This window comes from Chryseobacterium sp. ISL-6, assembly GCF_018613715.1.
Taxonomy (GTDB): Bacteria; Bacteroidota; Bacteroidia; order Flavobacteriales; family Weeksellaceae; genus Chryseobacterium; species Chryseobacterium paludis.
The window spans coordinates 141,360-161,611 of sequence record NZ_JAGGPT010000006.1 but is presented as its reverse complement, the minus strand read 5'-3'; the positions used below and the strand labels follow the sequence as shown (position 1 = coordinate 161,611).

Genomic DNA, 20,252 nt, shown 5'->3' with positions numbered 1-20,252 from the left:
GATTAGGAAACAGGGAATGAAAGATTGACCTTCAGCCCTTTTTCAATTTTTGTGTCAAAAGTAATAGTTCCGTTAATAGCCTCAATACGGGATGCCGCATTTCGTAACCCATTTTTATAAACAAGATCTCCGGAAATTCCTATTCCATTGTCTTTGTATTGAATTTCAATGACATTGTTTATTTTTTCAAATTTAATGGCAACATGAGTGGCTTGGCTATGCTTTCTCATATTCACCATCAGCTCACGAAGCATCTGGTAAACCTCTTCTTTTACTATAGGAGAGACGAATTCCCAAATCGTAGGGCTGTTTCCTGCTGTAAAGGTTTTTACGCTTTCATTATTAAAGGAGGCAATAAGTTCTGAAATTACTCTACTGAATTCTTTTTCTTCTCCAATTTTATCGTAGGAAATATCTCTGGATTTTTCATAGACAAATTCGAGTTCATCAAGTGCTTCATTTTTATTAAAACTGTCCTGATTTTCTATTTTGGTCATAACCTGGTAGATGCCATTGGCAACTACGTCGTGTACTTTTTTGGAAATTTTGAGCTGGTTTTCTTTTATTTTTAGTTCGTTTTCTTGTCGTAGTCTTATTTGTCTTTTTCGATACCAAATTGTAAGAATAATTAAAACTGAAACTAGAGCACCCAAAAGATAGTTCTTTTGTAAAATGTGACTTTCTCTTACTATGGCATCAGCTTTTAAGCCCAAGTTTTCTGCTTTTTCTTTTTCAATTCCATAGCGAAAGTAAGCGAATTGATTTTTAGCTCTATTTCGTGCAATGAGAAGGCTATCGTTAAGAGATTGGTACTTTTTGAAGTATAGTGAAATATTATTAGTATTAAGCTCGATGAGCTTAATTAATGCCTGTAGTTTATCTTCAGGGCTTTTTAGTGCAGTTGCAGTTTCTAACATTTTCCCAGTATAAAAAAGCGCCTTATTTTTATCAATATCTTTAAAATATTCAGATAGTGTATAATAGCTCGAATTCAGGCCATCTAAATCATTATTTTTTTTTCTTATTTCTAGTGCTTTATAAAACTCGGGAAGAGGATTGTAATTCTTGTCTTCCATAAATTTTGCTTTGGCAAAATTATTCAGGGCTCTAGCGTATTCTGTGTCATTTTTGGTTAAAATGGCCTCTGTAAGATAATTAATAGCATGTTTAGAATCATTCTTTTTCAATAAAGCAACAGCTATATTATTATAATAGGTATATTTTGTTTCATTATTAATTGCATAACGAATGGCATTTTTGTAAAAAATAATAGCATGGTCATAATTGTACATATAACCAGATGCTATACCCATATTGTTAAAACTAGAAGCCAAATCTCTTCTTGTTGTACTGTCTTTGATATTAGTAAAAAACTTATTTGCTTCCAGACAGGTCTCTATTGAACCATAAAAGTCACCTTTTGATGTTTCGATAATTGCCATGTTTACCAAAGACTGTCCAATTCTTAGTGAATCATTATTTTTTACATATTCATCCTTTGCTAGAGTATAATAGTAAAATGCAGAGTCACTGATTTTGGTGTCTCTAAATTTTCTTGCCTTTTTATAAAATAAGTTTTCTTCTTTTAATTTTTTTGATACAGGCTCCTCTCTTGAGCATGAAAATAGAATCAGTGATATTATTAGAAATAATATATTTTTCATAGTATTAGTTTATCATGCAAAGTAAGAAAAAAGGACAGATTTATGCAATCTGTCCTTTCTGATTATTAAGGGTTTGTAAATGGAGGAGGTGTTTGGCCGGTATCTCCTGTAGTACCTCCACCAGGACCTCCGTCTCCCGGATCTAATCCCTCACCTGGATCACTACTTGTTTGTGTTGTAATTTGTGTTGGGTTATTATGACATGCTGCTGTATTTGTGTTATTATTTGAGAATGCTAAACCTAGTAGCATTAATATAAATTGGATCATTTCCTTAAAATTTTGAAGTTTTTGACTGTTTTTCTTCCTCCCACGGATTTTTCCACAGGCTGTACACGGTTAAAATTTCGAAGCGCTTCTTAATTTTTTAGGGAAGTAGAACCTTCAAAAACGGAAGAGAAACATCTGCTTCCCAACCCGGAGTTTTCTTCCGTTTTATCAGGTGATTTAGAGATAAGGCTTTTTGAATTTTCTGTTTTATTGTTTATTCTTGCTAATCTCTGAGGACAAAGTAAAGACAGAAGTAGGTGTCATTCCTAGACAGAAGAAGGACAGGTGAAAGGTTGTAAGTTGTTGTTTTTTACGGGAATCCGCAATTTTATTGTCTTAGTTTTGTCTAACTTAGACACCAATAACCCCTTTAAACTAAATCCATGTATGAGAAGAAAAAATTGCTGCTAAAAAAAGCATACGAAAAAGCAAAAAAAGAACTCAATAGAACCAAGTGCAGCGATGTTTCTATTTTAACTTATCTAACCTTTGAATTAGAAGGGAAGTTTGGTTCTTCTAAGGATGTAAGAACTTTTGTCAGATATCATAAAAGATTAATAAAAGACAATAGAGATTATGATATAGATGAAATTACGCTTGATCAATTAAGCTGGTATGTAGGATATAATAATTTCGAAGATTTTTGTACAAATGTTCTAATTGAGAAAGATAAAGGAGAAACGAAAATAGAACTTAAGATTGATCAAGATGAAGATTCTCTTTCAGAGAAGCTTTCTAAAATAATTATAAATATTACCAACACTCCTATTTTTAATGTGCCACAATTGGCTAAAAACGGGATGGGAATAGGAGCAATGATTTTAACTCTTGTTGCTGGCTTAGCTTATGGCGGAGGGCTTGGTGAGAATAAATATATGTATTGGAATGGAGAAAGATATGTAGGTACTGACAGCACTTATGTAAGTCCTAAATTCGATGTAGTAGCAATGGATAAAAATGTATATAAAAACTTTAAGAAAATAACAAGACCAGATACTTTAACCGTAGAAAATGCTATTGGCAAGGCGTGGTATTCAAAATATAACAATAAGGTAGAGTTTTTTACTATGGATGGAATAAATCCAGAGAATGGGAAAGAATTAAGAAAAGTAAGTGAACATATGGTAGATTTTTACGCTGGTGTGAAATAGATAGACTATATGTCACAATTATTTAAAGTTCCCTTAAAGCAATACCTAAAATAATCCCTTAATTTTCGGGTTATTTTTTACCATGTTTAAAAAAGGAATTTTCTCCACCTTAGTTTTTGCTTTCACTTGTTTATCTGCCCAGCAAAAGCCGGTGCAAATTGCTTTTCTTTCTGATGTGCATTTCCAGGATTTGTATGGAAGTTTTTCGGATAATGACTTTCAAGGAATTGTTAATCCTAAAACCGGAAAACCAACTATCCTTAGAACAATGGATTCTCAGTTGCATTCTACCAGAATTTTTAATGAAAATTATTTTGCTTTTTTAAAGGCTTTGGATGATATTGCGGCTAAAGGAATTAAGATCATTGCTATGCCCGGAGATTTCTCGGATGATGGACAGGCTTATAATTTACGTGGACTGCATCAGATTTTGGATCAATATCGTAAGAAATATGGAATTCATTTTTATTTAACCACTGGTAATCACGATCCGGTTGGTCCATTTCGTCAGGATGGTGGAAAGGATGATTTTTTGGCAGAAGACGGATCTCTGTTGGGGATTTACAGTAAAAAAGATTTAATAAAAACGAAGAATCACATTATTACTAAAGATATTGCTGAGTCTGGATATATTGAAATTTTGGACGAATTAAAAGATTTCGGATTTTATCCTGATAAAGAGAATATATATTGGAGTACTCCTTTTGATAGTCATTCTTATTCCAATTATTCCTATTCTAACGCACAACATTATGCTGAATACTCAAATAGGATGTATGAAGTTTCCAAAGATTTTTCAGTTCCGGATCTGAGCTATGTAGTGGAACCAATAAAAGGAGTCTGGATGATTGCGATTGATGGAAATACCTATATTCCTAAAGATCTTAATCATAACCCCAAAGATGCAGGTAATTACAAAGGAGCAAGTATTGGATATAATAATGTCCTGACCCATAAGCAGCATTTAATTCAATGGGTTAAACAGGTTGCTGCTGAAGCTAAAAAAAATAATAAAACATTAATTGCTTTTACACATTATCCAATGATCGATTTTAATGATGGGGCAACGAATGAAATCAAGAAGCTTTTAGGTGAAAAGAAATGGCAGCTGGAAAGAGTTCCAGAAGAGGAAGTTGCAAAAGCATTCTTAGATGCAGGGTTGCAAATTCATTTTGCCGGACATATGCATATCAATGACACAGGGATACGAAAAGAGGGAGATAAAATGCTGGTGAATGTTCAGGTTCCTTCGTTAGCCGCTTATTTACCAAGCTATAAAGTTCTTACCATTCATTCTCAGAATAAAATGGAGGTTCAGACAGAAGTTTTAAATAATGTTCCCCGTTTTGACGAGCTATTTCCGTTGTATGAAAAAGAATATGAAGCATTGCAAAAAACTAAAAATATCAATCTATGGAATAGGGATATTCTGAAGACGAAATCCTATCATGATTTTATGCTATTCCATTTGAAAGAGCTGGTTCGCTTGCGAATGATTCCTGATGACTGGCCTAACGATTTTATTGAAAGGGGAAAACTTTTAAGCGGAAAAGACTTGTTTTTGCTTTCACAAAATTCAAAGACGGAATCGACCCAAAAGATAATTAATATTGATTCATTCCAGAAATGGGGTTTTGAAGACCTACTACTTGATCTGTATAAATTCCAATCTGCTGATGAACTAGCTAAGAAGGATATTCCAAAAGAAAGATTACAGCAGTATCGAACTTTGATTAAATCCTTTGAACTCAATAAGTCAAATGATCCTTTTGTTGTACGATTGAAAGCCATTTTTAAAATTCTATCTTTGCTGTCTAATGGGGATCCGGCAGATCATTTTGAAATTGACTTAAAGGAGCAGAAGATAAAAAGGTTGTAGATGTTTTTAATTCTTGATGTCTCGCAGGTTTAGTGAATAAAGCCGTTTTTTTAAACATAATCATCGGTCAAATTATAGAAAAAGAAAAGCAACCTTATAATAAGACTGCCTTTCCCCTTTGATATGAATGAAAACGTGTGTAGTTATTGTCCGTTTATTGGATTTTTTCTTTCATAGGTGTTGTTTTCAAAACTGACCTTATAATTTGATTTGAACAATTTACTTGGCTGATAATAATCTGTAGAGATCACTTGTGCACCACTTTCTTTGGCTTTTTCAAACCGTGAGTAATCTTCACTTCGTGCTTCCATTGTATCAGCATCTGCTCTCGTGCGAATGATATAGCCTTGCTGTACCAGTTCGTTGATTTTTGGACTTGGATCGTTCATAAATAATACTGCTGATTCAGGAGTTCCAGGAGCCGAATTGGTGAAAATCATTCTCTCTTTTAATGAAGGATGGCCTTTTATATATAGATCTCTGTTTTCTCCATTGTTATCCATCACAAAAAGAAATTTTCCTTTGGCATCCTTTACTTTAGGCCAGTTCTTATGGAGAACAGCTTCATTTAAAGTTTTGTAAGAACCGCGGATATCATCTGGAGTTATGATTTTATTCTTTCCTAAATAATTTTTTAATTCATTGTCAAGATCGTCAAAGAGTTTTGATGTATAATGCTCAGGCTCGGTTCCAAATCTATTGGCTTTACCGTCTTTAGGTTCCAGTGTGATGAATATAGGGTCGTGATCTGGATGTGCATCAGACCATTTTTTCAGGTCTTTCAAACAATCCGCTAATGTATAATACCAGGTCTGATAATCGATATCTGTGATATGGATCATTTTATATCCCGGCTTTTTCATTTTTCCTTCCTGATCGAAAGGTTGCACTGTCTTTACCAGATCTAAAATTTTAGGATGAGCATACTTTCCGCCCTTGCTGTCAGCGTACACATCGATTTCAAGATTACGTAATCCTAAATCCAATTGCTTCGGTATTGCGATATGTTCATATTGAATTCTGGGTAAGGCATGTAAAGAATCTTTCTTAGCCAGGTAGGAATAAACCTCAGGAAGAATTGCTTTTTTATAGCTGTTATGTGAACCGATAACCTGGATTTCATTAATCTTTAGGTGATTTAAATCCTTAGTTTGTGACCATATTAAATGCAGTGGAGATAAGCAAAGAAGTACAGTAGAAATCTTTATCATTTTTGAATCAATTTTGTTATGGCGAAATTAACGAGTCGTTATTTGTTGTGGGTTACATATTATATTAATAATGTTTTAAGATTGTGTAAATAAGTCAAAATTCAGTGTTTGTAATTTGCTGATAACTAGATGAATATTATTTTCTCATTTTGAGATATTTATATTTTGTTGATCTTAAGATAATATTATGTTAAAATAGTTTCTGAGGAAATCAATTTACTTTGTATGCCGAAAATAAGCTGTGTAAAGAGTAGATAAAAAACCACTGTTGCGGGAACAACAGCGGCTTTTTAATAAGCAATGTTTATTACAATTACTTAATGATATGTACCACAAAATTAATTTTTTTAAATTTAAAAAGCTAATTCCAATAGCATTAATCTTTCTGGTTGCCAATCAGGCTCATGCAGAAGGATTTACTAGAATTAGCCCTGTTTACTCGCAGGTGAATGAGACAATATCCGGAATCGTTCTGGATCAGGAGGGGTCAGCAATAGAAGGTGCAAAAATTACTGTTATAGAAACAGGAGCTACTGCTACATCTGATGCTTCGGGAAATTTTACTATTTCGGCCTCCATTGGGCAGACCTTATCCATTTCTTATGATGGATATGAAGTTCAAAAAACCAAAATTTCAAGCACTACTATTTCGGTTAATTTAAAATCTAAGAAGGGAGCTACTTCTATTGAAGAAGTTACTTTAGTAGGTTATGGTTCTCAGAAAAAATCAGATTTAACGGGTGCTGTAAGCCAGTTGAAAGCTGAAAATTTCAAAGAAGGAATGAATATTTCTGTTGATAACTTGATGCAGGGGAAAATTGCCGGTGTTCGTATTGTTCAATCGAGTGGGGAACCTGGAGCTGGTGTTAATGTTTCTATCAGGGGTATTGGATCCATCAGAAGTGGAAGTACACCTTTATTCGTTGTAGATGGTGTTCCTTTAAGTAATGATGCGGTAAGCGCAGCAAGTCCGAACGTTGGTTTAGGAAATGCTGGGGCAAAAAATCCGTTGAACTTTTTAAATACCAGTGATATTGAATCAATTACTGTTTTGAAAGATGCTTCTGCTGCGGCTATTTACGGGGCGAGAGGTTCAAATGGTGTTGTTTTGGTAACCACAAAAAGAGGAAAAAAGGGTGAGCCCATGTTTACGTATGATACGTATTTAGGTTTTTCTTCTGTTATAAAGAAATTGGACCTGTTAACAGCGGATCAATATAGAGGCGCGGGAATCAATAAATTGTATGACCATGGTGGAAATACAGACTGGCAGGATGAAATTTACAGAAATGCAGTTTCGTCAAATCACTCGGTTTCATTCTCAAAAGCCACGGAAACAGGGAACTATTTTGCATCCATTTCTCACATGGATCAAGATGGTATTGTGCTGAATAGTAGTTTCAAAAGAACGACAGCCCGTTTGAATGCAGAAGAATCTTTTTTTGATAATAAAAGATTAAAGGTTAAAGTAAATCTTACGGCGAGTGACATCAGGGAAACGGGAATTCCGAACGGTGGAAATGCAGGATCTGATGGTCAGGTGATTATCCATGCTTTGATGGCAAATCCCACACGTTCTGTGTATGATGAAAACGGAAATTACACCAACTTCAATATGAACGCCCACTATAATCCTTTGTATTTATTGAGTGTTTATAATGATAAAACCAATACATTCAGAGTGTTGGGGAATACGGAAGCTACATTGAGAATTTTACCGGGATTAAATTATAAATTCAATTTAGGGATTGATAAGACAATGTCGGAAAGAAATACAACCATGTATCCGAACGTTACCGACAGAACACCAAAAGGAATGTATGTTCAGGCCAATCTTGACTCTTATAATGTGCTTTTGGAACATTATTTAACATATGATTTTAGTTTAAACAAGAATAATTTTAGTGTGTTAGGTGGTTTTTCTTATCAAAAATTCAAATCTACAGGCACTTATTTTGGAGTAAAAGATATTGCAGCTCAGGGAGCTGGAATTGCTCCGGAAATTAATCCGGGATATTCGGGAACAGCATTCGTTCCGGGAGCGGGCTATGCTCAGGAGAATGAATTACAGTCGTATTTCGGCAGAGTAAATTACAATTTTGATAAAAAATATTTACTGACTGCTTCATTAAGAGCCGATGGTTCTACACGTTTCGGAAAGAACAACAAATACGGATATTTCCCTTCCGTAGCTGTGGGTTGGACGATGTCTAATGAAAATTTCTTAAAAGATTCTCAATTCATTAACGAATTAAAATTAAGAGGAAGTTGGGGACAAACCGGTAACCAAGAAGTTCCGAACAAAATTACACAGGCGAGCTCTTCGTTGACACAGGCTGCAGGGTATTATTTATATCCAAATTTAGATTTGATCAACGGCGTTTCGATAAACAGAACTGTAAATCCTGATCTGAAATGGGAGGTCGTAGAGCAAACCAATATTGGTGCAGATTTCAGTTTATTGAAAAATAAATTATATGGATCATTGGAATATTACAACAAAACAACAAAAGATCCTATCTTAAATATTCCTTCAAGACCATTAAGTCCAACAAGTACAGTATGGAAAAATGTTGATGCACAGATCGTGAATAAAGGTTTTGAATTCTCTTTAGGTTCAGAAATTATTAAAAATGAAAATTTCACATGGAATTTTGATGTCAATGGAGCAACAGTAAATAATGTTGTAAAAGATCTTCCTGTTTCCGCAATTTATTCGGGAGAGGTTTCTGGTCCAGGACTTTCTGGAGTTACTGCCAATATCTATAAAAATGGATATGAAGCAGGATCTTTTTATATGTACAATTATTTAGGGGTTGATGCCAACGGAAAATATATCTATGAAGATATTAATGCAGATGGAAGAATCGATCAGAATGACAGAAAGATTTTCGAAGGAGCTATTCCGAATTTCACTTTCGGGATCAATTCTTACATGAAATATAAGAAGTTTGATTTTTCTTTCTCTTTCATCGGACAAACAGGAGGTTATCTGGTAAATAATACGGCGTTGGATTTAAATATCAACAACTTAGCTTCAGACAGAAACGTTCTGAAAAACTTCTACGATTCGGGAGCTAACTTCACGAACCAGCCGCAATTATCTTCTTTATATCTTGAGAAGTCAGACTTTCTTCGTCTGAACAATGTAAGATTAGGATATACTTTTGATATAAATCAATTAAAATTCCTGAGAAGTATCAATCTTTATATAAGCGCGCAGAATTTATTTACAATTACCAGCTATACGGGTTATGATCCACTTGTTGATACAAACAAACAGGTGGGAGGAAACCAGTCTTTGGGAATTGACTATACAACGTATCCGTCTGCGAAAACGTTCATTTTGGGAGCAACTGTTAAATTTTAATTTAAGTTAAAAGAAATCATGAAATCTAAATTTTTAAATATTAATAAAATTGTTTTATCCATTGGTGTACTGGCTTTAGTTGGATGTACAAATCTGGATGAACAAGTGATTGATGAGGTTTTGGGATCTGAAGTTGCAGATTCTGAAGCTGCTTTGGCTGCTGCTTATAGCCAGCTTGGGGAAGGAACTTTTGTAGACCATGGAAGTGTTTTTGCTTTGCAGGAATATTCTACTGACGAAGCACTGTTGCCAACAAGAGGAAGTGACTGGGGCGATGGTGGAAAATGGAGAGCGATGCACGAATTCACCTGGGATGCCAATAGTGATGTTGTAAAAACAACCTGGAATCAATTGAATTTCGGAATTACAAAGTCTTTAACGGCCATATCAAGTGCCAGCAAAAGTACCGGAGCGAATAAAGCATTATTTTTAGCAGAAGCAAAAGGTTTATTGGCGTATTACACCTATACAACGATTGATTTGTTTGGGCAGGCACCATACAGGGATCCGGATAATATCAATGCTCCAATTCAGATCAGAAAGGCAGAAACGACCATTGATGCTTTAATTACTGAAGTGGAGGGCCTTATTCCCAATTTAGCGGATATTAATACTCAAAATACACATGCAGGAAGATTTACAAAACAGGCAGCTTATGCACTTTTGGCAGATATGTATCTCAACAGAGCTGTTTTGAAGAATAGAACGACAAGTAATTTTACCTTTTTGGAACCAGCTGTAAATGGCGGCGGAAATGATATGGATAAAGTGATTGAATATTCTAATTTGTTAATCAATAATCCGAACTTCAGTTTAGAGTCTAATTATTTCCACAATTTTGATATCAATAATAATACGAGTAAGGAAATGATCTTTACGATCGTTCAGAAGAAAATTGCGAATTCAGATAAAGGTTCAGACAATGACTTAGCTTACATGTCAATGGAGAGAATTCAGAAACCTTCACCTGATAATAGAGGAACAAACGCAAATTGTGTCACTCCGGAATTTTATTATTCATGGAATGGAAATCATGATGACCCTCGTTTCCAGAGAACCTATCAGTATGAAGACGGAACATGGTTCAGAAACGACGGAACAGACGTAAGCGTACCATCAACAAGTAAAGTGGAAGGAACAGGAAAACCTTGGTTCCATTTCAACAGGGGGTTGCAGGTTGGCCAACAATATGGTCCGAAAATTCTTGCGAATGGAAATTTCGATATGACTGCTGATGGAAGAATTAAAGTATTTAAATTATTTACTGAAAAAAACACAACGTTAGCAGCAGATTTCACTCCGGAATTGAACTTTGACAGCCCTTCAGAATCTGTATTTACTCAGGCTCAGATCAACAGGGGAGTAAGGGTTTTCAAGTTTGAATTTGATCCTGGTTACGGAAACAACGGAACAAGTGGAATGGATGTGCCGTTGTACAGATTAGGTACGATCTATATGATGAGAGCGGAGGCATATTTCAGAAAATCAAATGTTAGTGCAGCTTTGGCTGATGTTAATATACTGAGAACAAGCAGAACGAATGACGCTTTAAAAGGAAATACACCTGGTGTTAAGATTGCTTCTTTGGATGCGGATACATTATTAAGAGAATCTGGATTTGAATTGTATTGGGAAATGTACAGAAGAAAGGCAATGATCAGATTCGGTAAGTTTGATTTGCCGGGAACTGCAAAACCCGCTTCACAACCTTACAGAAGAATTTTCCCGATTCCTCAGGCAACGCTTGATGCTTCGGCAGACTTCACACAAAATCAAGGATATTAAGTTTCTTCATATCAGATTATTTTTAAGCAAAAAAGCGAAGAGAGATCTTCGCTTTATTTTTTATTCTGAATCGACAGTCAACATCTTCAATTCTCCAAAATGTTTTTTGAATTTCTGAATTTTAGGGCCCACCACAGCACTGCAATAAGGTTGTGTAGGGTTTTCATTGTAATATCCCTGATGATATTGTTCTGCCGGCCAAAATGTGTCGAATTTCGTTAATTCTGTTACATATTCTCCAGACCATCTTCCTGATTCCTGAGATGCCTTGATCGCTTCTTCCGCCTTTGCTTTTTCAGCATCATCCTTATAGTAAATAACTGACCGGTATTGTGTTCCGATATCATTTCCCTGCCTGTTTAACTGAGTTGGATCATGAAGGAAGAAGAAAACATCCATTAATTGCTCATAGGAAATTATGCTTGGATCATAAGTGATCTGTACGACTTCTGCATGACCCGTTTCTCCGGTACATACTTCTTCATAAGTTGGATTGTCTTTGTGTCCTCCTGAATATCCTGAAACAGCAGATTCAACACCCTTCAGCATATTGAAACAGCTTTCCACACACCAGAAGCATCCGCCTCCAAAAGTGATCTGTTCTAAATTATTTTTATCCATTTTAGATTAATTATTTTGTTCGTTGTTTTTCTTCTCTTATCCGTTGAAGGAAATGAGTGAAAAACTAATCAAAAATAGGAAAAACTTTTTCATTTTATACCTGAATTTTTCTCCTTTTATCGACGAAAAAATAGAATGTTTTACGAATAGAATTAATGACGTTTGACCTTCAGTAGTTATTATATCTGTAGGCTGAGACTCTCTCGAAACATACTTTTTGAGTTTAAAAACAAATAGCACAAATGTTTTTCACGAATGAACACAAATAATAAACACAAACATCTGCAGCATCACCAAAATCTGCGAGCACTAAAACATCCGTGTAATTCCGTGTAAATCCGTGGGCAAAAAAAGCATCCTTTTGGATGCTTTAATATATTTAAATAGAATTCAGTTATTTTTCCCAAACCAAAGCACTTGCTCCTAAAATAGCAGCATCTGCTTCATCAAGTTCACTGAAAACAAGTTTTACTTTATTTCTAAAGATCGGAAGAAGGTTTCTTTCCATATGAAGTTTTGTAGGCTTTAAGATAAAATCTCCTGCCTTGATAACGCCACCAAATAAAAGAATAGCTTCCGGAGAAGAGAACATCACAAAGTTAGCTAATGCTTCCCCTAATTTCTGCCCTGTATATCTGAAGACTTCAATCGCGATTGGATCTCCTTTTAAAGCACATTCATGAACTGTTTTCGAATTAATAGCTTCCTCTGGGTACTGGCTAAGCATAGATTCAGGGAATTCTGCCCTCATTTTCTTAGCAGTAATGGCAATTCCGGTTGCAGAAGCATACGCTTCTAAACATCCTTCAGAACCCGTACTCCAATGTTTTCTTCCTCCTGGTTTTACAATAGTGTGTCCCAGTTCTCCAGCAAAACCATCATGTCCGTAGATTAATTTTCCACTCGCAACAATTCCGCTTCCTACTCCTGTTCCTAAAGTGATCATGATGAAATCCTTCATTCCGCGTGCTGCTCCGAAAAGCATTTCACCAAATGCTGCTGCATTAGCATCATTGGTAACAGTACACGGCATATTGAATTTGTTTTTCATCAATTCACCAAAAGGAATTACTCCTTTCCATGGTAAGTTGGGTGCCTGCTCTATGGTTCCTGTATAATAATTCCCATTGGGAGCGCCAACGCCAATTCCATCGAAGTTCTTTTCATTGCCGTACTTTTCAACTAAGGGGTGAACTTTCTCATATAAAGCATCGATAAAATCTTCAACTTTCTCATACTCGTCCGTTCTAAGGTTTCCTTTTTCAAGAACCTCACCTCGGTGGTTGACCACTCCAAATTTTGTAGTGGTTCCCCCTATGTCAATTCCTAGGGCAACATGTTTTGATAAATCTATTAATGACATTTCTATTTTTATAATTCTAAAGGGTTAAAATTATAAAAAAGATTGTATTAATGGATTATTAACAAAGAATTTATTAAAAAAAGTTTTTAAGCTGTTTTTGGTGTTTTCTTTTTTCTTCTTCCCCACCAAACTAAGAATCCAGTCACTGGTAATGAGGCACATATGAGGCTTACAATAAAGGCAATGATCTTCGTAGGAAGTCCTAAAATAGATCCAACGTGAATATCATAATTCGCGCCCACTGTCTTTTCTCCAAAATTTTTGTCTTTAGGATCGTGAGTGTGAAGGAGTTCACCAGAATTTTCATCAAAAATCAAACTGCTGCTTTTATGGTAAGAATACGAAAGGTGTTTTACATAAACTTCAAAATTAGGATGCTCATGGTCGTCCATATGTTCATGTCCAAGATCGATTGCAAAACCAAAGGAATCAGGATACTTTTGTTTAACCGTATTGCTGATTTTATCTAAAGTGCCTTCTGTTCTTAATTCTATAGGAGCCTTGGTCTTGATATTAGAGAAATCCGGATAAACAGTATTTCCACCTGAGAAGATCACATACATTGCTGCCTGAACAACAAAAAATGCATAAAACAATCCTGTAATAGAGAATACCAGAGCAAAGATGGAGGCATAGAAACCTAGCACGTTGTGAAGGTCATAGTTCTTTCTTTTCCAGCTTTTAATATTTTTCCATTTGAAAGAAAAACGCTGTTTTCTTGCCGCTTTATTTTTAGGCCACCACAGCACAATTCCGGTGATCAACATGATAACGAATATAATAACAGGAATTCCAACCACATAAGTTCCCCAGTCTTGCTTCAATAAAAAGCTCCAATGGATCATTTTTACAATTTGAAAGAACCCATTTTTTTCATCGTAGGTCCTCAAAACTTTTCCATTGTAAGGATTTACATATGCCGCTTTATAAACGGGAAATTCATCAAAATAATTCCAGGCTTTTGGATCGTGTTCGTACCAATAGAAAACATATGACATTTTTTTATCGATGGGAATATTCACCCAATGAACAGGATATTTTTCCTTTACCTGCTGTGTGACGGATCTTTCGAGAACTCGGATAGGAAGAATTTGTTTTTGATCAATATTTTGCTCGTTATGGTAAATAACATCTTTTCTCGTAACGTTTTCAATTTCATCTTTAAAAACATATAATGCTCCGGTAATAGAAATAATGAAAATTAAGAATCCAATACCTAAACCAAACCACAAATGCAGTTTAGCTGACCATTTTTTAAAGAATCCCGGCTTTTTATGGTGATGTTTTTTCTTCATATCGTAATAGAAAGTCTGACAAAGATATGTTTATCTTTTTATTTAGTTTAATTAAAATTTATATTCAATCATGAACGTTCCTCTCATTCCTAGTGAGTTGATAAATTCACTGTCTCGTGCTGACCACCATGCAATGGCAGGCTGATACATCTTGTTAAAAAGGTTTTCAACACCTAAAGAAACCTTCCAGTTATTGTTAACTTCGTAGCTGGATCTTAGGTTGAATACGGTGTATTCCGCAACTTTTCCTTCTCCATAAGCATACAATCCTGTTTTTGAATTGGGCTCAAATCGATCCTGCTGAAAAGAATGCAACATATCAAGGCCTATTGAAAGAGATTGTGTTGGTCTTACCTGAACATAAGCTAAAACCTTTGGTGCTGAAATTCTGCTGTTATTGATTTTTGCCGAATAATCTCCATCATTTTTTATGGAAGTAATTCCTTCCATCCAACTGTAGCTACCTCCGAAATTGATCCATTTTGTAGGTGTAAAATGTAAAAATCCTTCTACGCCATATACTACTTCAGGAGATCTTTGAATTGTTAGGGCTCTATCCGGGCTCTGAACAAATGATGCTCCCAGTTTTGAAGTACTCACATATGAAGTAATTTCATAATTGATCCATTTTGAGATCTGACCGGTTGCTCCGAATTCGTAATTGTTGACAATGATAGGTTTTGTTTCAAGGTTTTGTATGGTTCCCTGTGTAGAAGTTCTTAAAATTCTTCCCAACTCATTGATGGAGTAGGCCTGAGAAAAGCTGCCAAATAAATTAAGATAGTTTTCAATATTATAACGGATTCCAATATTTCCTACTAAAGCATTGTATTTTAGATCTCCACCAGTTACGAAAATACTTTGCGTGAAAGTTCCATCGCTTTTGATCGATGAAAGGGTATTGAAATCTCCAACTTTTACTTTTATATTTTCATAACGAAGTCCTCCCTTTATGGTTATCTTTTTTAACAGATCAATTTTAATTAATGCAAAAGGAGCAATATTGGTCATACTCATATCTGGTGTCCAATAACGGCCATCTTCTAACTTTTGTACAGTCTTATCATTAAGTATATCTACTCCGTAAATGACTTCTCCCTGAGAATTGGGGGCATTCCATAATTGAGTGTCCAGATTTATTCTTGCACCTTTTTTCTGTGAAATAACATTGGACTGACCTCCGTTCAGGAATGTATCACTGTATCCATATACTGTTCTAAAGTCCTGATAATAGAAATTTACATTTAATGCCGTTCCGGTGAAGAGATTTTTATTGTCGTAACTTAATTTATAATTATGGTTTCTAGGAGTTCCCTGTGGTGTTGTTTCCAGGCCTAAACCTCTGCCTTCACCAATGGTAGGTGTTACTCCATATTTCCCTGTTTTTAAACCTAAATTGAGATCAGATTTTGAAGCATAACCAATGTATGAGGCCTCGATTCTTTGATTTTGATTAAGATTATAACCCAATTTCAACATGCCATTGTAATTGTTCATTTTAGCGGTGCTGTATGTTGGGCTTAAAGTAACACCATCTGCATCTTTCATATAGCCCGTTCTTTCGTAGGCTAAAGAGGCTACATAATCGAATTTGTCAGTGATTTTACCAGATAAAAGCTGGCTTGCTCTGAATCCTAATGTTCCTCCATACGGCTGACCTGTAATACCGAGCTGAGAAATACCTGAAATCTTCTGATCTGATTTGCTTCTTTTGGTTATATAGTTAATGATACCACCATCTGCTCCGTTTCCATAAATGGATGAAGCACCTTTAATGACCTCAATTCTTTCAATAACTGAGGGATCAATTGACCGTAAATCTCTTGCTCCATTTCTTAATGGTGTAGACTGAGGAATTCCATCGATAAGAACCAAAACCTGACGTCCCCTAAGGGTTTGCCCTGAGTTGGAAGTTTGTCCCGAACTTGTTCCCAAACTCGGAACGGTATATTGAAGAATACTTGTAATATCCGAGTTGACCGTTAATTGAGACTGAACTTGTTTTTCGCCAACGATGGTAATCGAACTGGGTACCTCTTTAATGTTTTCTTTCTTTCTTGAGGCAGTCAGTACGACTTCTTCTACATTCTTAGTTTGTAATGTATCTTTAACCTGAGCAAAAATTGTTACAGTTCCTAGACACGCTACTGATAAAATAGCTTTTTTCATTATATTTTTTTCCCTTGTTTTTTTCTTTTTCCCCACCATACCAGGAATCCGGTAACCGGTAATGACGTGCAAATTAGACCGGCAATGAACCAGATAATTTTACCAACCAATCCAAAATAAGATCCTGTGTGGATATCATAATTTGCATTGGAGTATTTTTCAGCAGTACTTAAATTCTGATGAGGTTTGTTTGCCAATAGTTTTCCTGAGTATTTATCGAAGATCAATATGTTCCTTTCACTAAACCTTCCGTCTTTCTGATAGACAGTAACAGGAATGTTTTTCAAGTCTTTTCCTTTTTTGTTTTTTCCATTCAATGGAAATCTGAAGCTAGAAGATGTGGGGTATAATTTCCTTGTTTCATGAGCAGCCAGATCAAAAACCGAAATGTTTTTTCCCAATAGAGAATCAGGAGATTTAAGCTCTTTTTCTTTTGGCAACTCAAATGAACCAGATAATGTGAAATTAAAGACATTTTTAACGTATGGATAAGTGAAATAGATTCCTGTAACACTTAATAACAGAGCTATAAATGATGCGTAAAAGCCCAGGACATTATGGAGATCATAGTTTTTACGTTTCCATGTTTTTACATTTTTCCAGTTGAACCAAAAACGTCCTTTTCTGGCTTTTTTATTTTGTGGCCACCATAGGATAATTCCTGTGATCAACATAATAATAAAAATAACGACAGGTATTCCAACTACATAAGCTCCCCAGTCGGCCTTTAGAAGAAGGCCCCAGTGAATGTATTTTAAAATCGTAAAGAAATCATATTTCTCATCATAGATCGCTAAAATTTCCCCTGTATATTGATTGACATAAACCTGTTTGTTGATAAGAACTTCCTGAAAATAATTCCAGCCCTTTTTGTTTTTTTTATAATATAAAAAACCGTAAGATTTACTTTTATCCAAAGGGATTTCAACCGAACTCAGAGGATATTTTTCATTAAGTTCTAAGGTTATTTTTTCACGAAGAAGTTCAACAGATAAAGGTTGTGATGTAATAGTTTCTTTTTTGAGCTCAATAGCATCTTTCCGAAGAACATTTTGAATCTCATCCTTAAAAACATATAACGTTCCTGATAATGAAACGATAAATACAATCATACCAACAGACAATCCAAACCACAAGTGTAGCTTGGCTGACCATTTTTTTGTGGGTGGTCTTTTCTTTTTATGGTGATGTTTCTTATGCATAGTAAAAAATTAGCTGAGAATTCTCAGCTAATTTTTATGTATTTAAAATTTGTATCCTATTGATATTCTGAAGTTTCTAGGAGCGTCTGCTTGATAGTAGTAGTAATTCGCATAAGGGGAACCTGAATATAAGTATCGGTTAAATACATTGAATACATTCAATCCTACTCTGAACTTGTTGTTTTCCCAAGAAGCACCAGTATCAAATTTCACATAATCTCCCATTTGTAAAGAGTTTGTAGCACCCCAATCCCAGCTACTTCTACCAGCTAGATAAGTACCACCAAAACTTAATCCAAAACCTTCTAATAAGCCATCAGTAAAGGTATAGTTTAACCAACCATTTGCTGTATGTTTTGCATATCCAGGCACTTTATCTCCTTTTTTTGCTTTTGCTGTGGTCTCAGTAAATTTATTTTCTGTAAAGGCGTAATTAAAGATTGCATTAAATCCTTTTACGATTTCACCTTTAAGGTCAAACTCTACACCTTGTACTCTTGTCTTTCCAAGAAGAATTGAATATCTTCCATTAGGATTATTTGTTTGGTCAGGATCTCCTGTAATTTCATTATTTTTATTAATGTTATATAATGATAATGTAGTGTTCCATTTTCCTGCAAACCAGTCTTTTTTAAGTCCTATTTCGATATTACTACCAGTTAATGGGGTCGCCGTTGTTCCATCTCTAAATAAACCAGCCTGCGGCACGAAAGTTTGATCATATAAAGCATAAGCTGCCATAGTTTCGTTGATTGAATAGCTTAATCCAATACGAGGTGTAATTCTATTAGCTTCAGACTTAGTTCCGTAATTTATTTCTTTTACGTTTGTATATCGCGCTGCAAGGGTAAGTCTTAAAGCATCATTAAAGAATCCTAATTCATCCTGTAAATATAAACCGGTATAATTTTGATCTATAGTACTTCCTGCACCTGCTCTGGTCGAAAGAGGAGTGCTTTTATTGAAGGCTTTGTAATTCGCGGTATTATTTGGACCAGAATATGCGTTTGTTCCATTGATATCATAATTATCCGTATTGGTATTGTACCAATAATTATGATCGGCAACTGTATTAGTATCAGAGGCATCTCCATTAGCATTAAACTTATCTAAATTATATCCCTGAGACCAGTCAGCCATATATTTTTTGCTTCCTAAATCAAGGCCAGCTAAAATTTTGTGTGAAACAGAACCTGTTTTTACAGAGCCATTTAAGAATACCTGTCCGAACTTCATTGTGTTATCAGCTTCCCAGTAATTTACCCGGCGAATCATATATCCTCCTTCAAAATTACTTGGCCAGATATCGCTACCCATTGTATATTCATTTACATACGTTAATTGTGAAGTTAACTTCCAGTTGTCGTTGAATTTATGTTGTAAATTAATATTTACGGTATTGTTATCTACTTTTGTAGGATCAATACTTGGGTCAGTAACGGTATATCCCACTGGCTTTGCTTTATAGCCTTCAAATGAGAATACATAAGCAGAACCTACTTCGCTCATTTTAGCTTTCTGATAGATGTATTCAGCCGTTAAGGTGGTTTTATCCGAAAGTTTAACTTTTAATGAAGGATTGATAATATATCTGTCGTTGAACTCATAGTCTCTAAAGCTGTTTTTATTTTGAGCCATTAAGTTCAATCTAAAAGCGACTTTGTCAGTAATCTTAGTGTCGATATCCGCTTCTCCTCTATACATATTAAAGCTTCCAAGAGTTACTCTTGCAGTTCCGTTTAGCGATTGACCTGTAGGCTTTTTTGTGACAATATTATAAATACCACTTGGTTCACCATTTGACATTAAGAAACCAGAAGGGCCTTTGATAAATTCAATATGATCAACAAAACTCATGTCTTCACTTAATGGTCCCCAATTTGAAGTAACATTTACACCATTCATGAATGCTGCAGCTCTTGAACCTCTCATGTTAACTCTGGTATACATGTCTCCCCAGTGCTCTAATCTTTGTGCCCCAGCAACATTTCTAAGTACACCATCACTTAAAGTGGTTACCTGCTGATCTTCTAAAGCCCTATTTGTAATAATAGAAATGTTTTGAGGAATTTTAATAAGTGCTTCATCTAAACGCATAGAAGAAGAACCTTCTTTTTCTACATATTTTTTATAATATTTCCCGCTAACGACAACTTCTTCAATATCATTCGATTTAATGGTGTCTTTTTCCTGAGCAAATACGATCACTGTAGATAATAAAGCTGCTCCAATAATTACTTTTTTCATTGTATATAGAATCCTTAAGTGTGTGT

13 protein-coding genes are annotated in these 20,252 nt (G+C 35.1%); 4 read left to right on the top strand and 9 right to left on the bottom strand.

Annotated elements, in window-relative coordinates; all coding sequences use genetic code 11:
- Positions 1 to 2: 2 nt before the first annotated feature.
- A complete protein-coding gene (locus J7E44_RS11455) occupies positions 3 to 1,664 on the bottom strand; it encodes a tetratricopeptide repeat-containing sensor histidine kinase (protein ID WP_214829580.1) in 1,662 nt (553 codons plus the stop codon).
- 65 nt (positions 1,665 to 1,729) lie between these two features.
- On the bottom strand, positions 1,730 to 1,933 hold the full coding sequence (locus J7E44_RS11450; protein ID WP_214829578.1) for a hypothetical protein: 204 nt from the start codon (positions 1,931 to 1,933) through the stop codon (positions 1,730 to 1,732).
- Between the two features lie 383 nt (positions 1,934 to 2,316).
- Here J7E44_RS11450 and J7E44_RS11445 point away from each other — a divergent pair, with 383 nt between their 5' ends.
- Together J7E44_RS11445 and J7E44_RS11440 are read left to right on the top strand one after the other, a co-directional pair.
- The gene (locus tag J7E44_RS11445; RefSeq protein WP_214829576.1) at positions 2,317 to 3,084 is read left to right on the top strand and encodes a hypothetical protein; all 768 of its coding nucleotides are present in this window, start codon (positions 2,317 to 2,319) and stop codon (positions 3,082 to 3,084) included.
- Positions 3,085 to 3,166: 82 nt separating this feature from the next.
- Positions 3,167 to 4,963, top strand: coding sequence for a metallophosphoesterase family protein (locus J7E44_RS11440; protein WP_214829575.1), 1,797 nt, complete (start codon positions 3,167 to 3,169; stop codon positions 4,961 to 4,963).
- A 143-nt stretch (positions 4,964 to 5,106) separates the two neighbouring features.
- Here J7E44_RS11440 and J7E44_RS11435 read toward each other — a convergent pair whose 3' ends face one another.
- Positions 5,107 to 6,174 carry a phosphatidylinositol-specific phospholipase C1-like protein gene (locus tag J7E44_RS11435; protein WP_214829573.1) on the bottom strand — a complete coding sequence of 356 codons (1,068 nt, stop codon included), beginning with the start codon at positions 6,172 to 6,174 and terminating at the stop codon, positions 5,107 to 5,109.
- Positions 6,175 to 6,499: 325 nt separating this feature from the next.
- Here J7E44_RS11435 and J7E44_RS11430 point away from each other — a divergent pair, with 325 nt between their 5' ends.
- Positions 6,500 to 9,544, top strand: a complete 3,045-nt coding sequence (locus J7E44_RS11430) for a SusC/RagA family TonB-linked outer membrane protein (RefSeq protein WP_214829571.1) — start codon at positions 6,500 to 6,502, stop codon at positions 9,542 to 9,544.
- 18 nt (positions 9,545 to 9,562) lie between these two features.
- Positions 9,563 to 11,329 (top strand): RagB/SusD family nutrient uptake outer membrane protein, encoded by a 1,767-nt coding sequence (locus J7E44_RS11425; RefSeq protein WP_214829569.1) that lies wholly within the window; start codon positions 9,563 to 9,565, stop codon positions 11,327 to 11,329.
- A 60-nt stretch (positions 11,330 to 11,389) separates the two neighbouring features.
- Here the strand turns inward: J7E44_RS11425 and msrA are convergent, their stop codons facing one another.
- The 6 genes from msrA to J7E44_RS11395 form a co-directional block, all read right to left on the bottom strand.
- Positions 11,390 to 11,950 (bottom strand): peptide-methionine (S)-S-oxide reductase MsrA, encoded by a 561-nt coding sequence (gene msrA, locus J7E44_RS11420; protein WP_214829560.1) that lies wholly within the window; start codon positions 11,948 to 11,950, stop codon positions 11,390 to 11,392.
- Between the two features lie 394 nt (positions 11,951 to 12,344).
- Entirely contained in the window at positions 12,345 to 13,313 is a 969-nt protein-coding gene (locus J7E44_RS11415; RefSeq protein WP_214829558.1) for an ROK family protein, read from the bottom strand.
- A gap of 86 nt (positions 13,314 to 13,399) precedes the next feature.
- Positions 13,400 to 14,608: a PepSY-associated TM helix domain-containing protein gene (locus tag J7E44_RS11410; protein WP_214829556.1), complete on the bottom strand. Its 1,209-nt coding sequence runs from the start codon at positions 14,606 to 14,608 to the stop codon at positions 13,400 to 13,402.
- 51 nt (positions 14,609 to 14,659) lie between these two features.
- Entirely contained in the window at positions 14,660 to 16,777 is a 2,118-nt protein-coding gene (locus J7E44_RS11405; RefSeq protein WP_214829555.1) for a TonB-dependent receptor, read from the bottom strand.
- Complete coding sequence (locus J7E44_RS11400; protein WP_214829552.1) at positions 16,777 to 17,979, bottom strand: PepSY-associated TM helix domain-containing protein; 1,203 nt, start codon at positions 17,977 to 17,979, stop codon at positions 16,777 to 16,779. Before J7E44_RS11400 ends, J7E44_RS11405 begins: the two co-directional genes overlap by 1 nt.
- Before the next feature lie 42 nt (positions 17,980 to 18,021).
- Positions 18,022 to 20,226 carry a TonB-dependent siderophore receptor gene (locus J7E44_RS11395; protein ID WP_214829550.1) on the bottom strand — a complete coding sequence of 735 codons (2,205 nt, stop codon included), beginning with the start codon at positions 20,224 to 20,226 and terminating at the stop codon, positions 18,022 to 18,024.
- Between the last annotated feature and the right edge of the window lie 26 nt (positions 20,227 to 20,252).

Excerpts from the sequence above, each read along its gene's own strand:
- J7E44_RS11455 (WP_214829580.1), bottom strand. The coding sequence starts at position 1,664 with ATGAAAAATATATTATTTCTAATAATATCACTGATTCTATTTTCATGC.
- J7E44_RS11450 (WP_214829578.1), bottom strand. The coding sequence starts at position 1,933 with ATGATCCAATTTATATTAATGCTACTAGGTTTAGCATTCTCAAATAAT.
- J7E44_RS11445 (WP_214829576.1), top strand. The coding sequence starts at position 2,317 with ATGTATGAGAAGAAAAAATTGCTGCTAAAAAAAGCATACGAAAAAGCA.
- J7E44_RS11440 (WP_214829575.1), top strand. The coding sequence starts at position 3,167 with ATGTTTAAAAAAGGAATTTTCTCCACCTTAGTTTTTGCTTTCACTTGT.
- J7E44_RS11435 (WP_214829573.1), bottom strand. The coding sequence starts at position 6,174 with ATGATAAAGATTTCTACTGTACTTCTTTGCTTATCTCCACTGCATTTA.
- J7E44_RS11430 (WP_214829571.1), top strand. The coding sequence starts at position 6,500 with ATGTACCACAAAATTAATTTTTTTAAATTTAAAAAGCTAATTCCAATA.
- J7E44_RS11425 (WP_214829569.1), top strand. The coding sequence starts at position 9,563 with ATGAAATCTAAATTTTTAAATATTAATAAAATTGTTTTATCCATTGGT.
- msrA (WP_214829560.1), bottom strand. The coding sequence starts at position 11,950 with ATGGATAAAAATAATTTAGAACAGATCACTTTTGGAGGCGGATGCTTC.
- J7E44_RS11415 (WP_214829558.1), bottom strand. The coding sequence starts at position 13,313 with ATGTCATTAATAGATTTATCAAAACATGTTGCCCTAGGAATTGACATA.
- J7E44_RS11410 (WP_214829556.1), bottom strand. The coding sequence starts at position 14,608 with ATGAAGAAAAAACATCACCATAAAAAGCCGGGATTCTTTAAAAAATGG.
- J7E44_RS11405 (WP_214829555.1), bottom strand. The coding sequence starts at position 16,777 with ATGAAAAAAGCTATTTTATCAGTAGCGTGTCTAGGAACTGTAACAATT.
- J7E44_RS11400 (WP_214829552.1), bottom strand. The coding sequence starts at position 17,979 with ATGCATAAGAAACATCACCATAAAAAGAAAAGACCACCCACAAAAAAA.
- J7E44_RS11395 (WP_214829550.1), bottom strand. The coding sequence starts at position 20,226 with ATGAAAAAAGTAATTATTGGAGCAGCTTTATTATCTACAGTGATCGTA.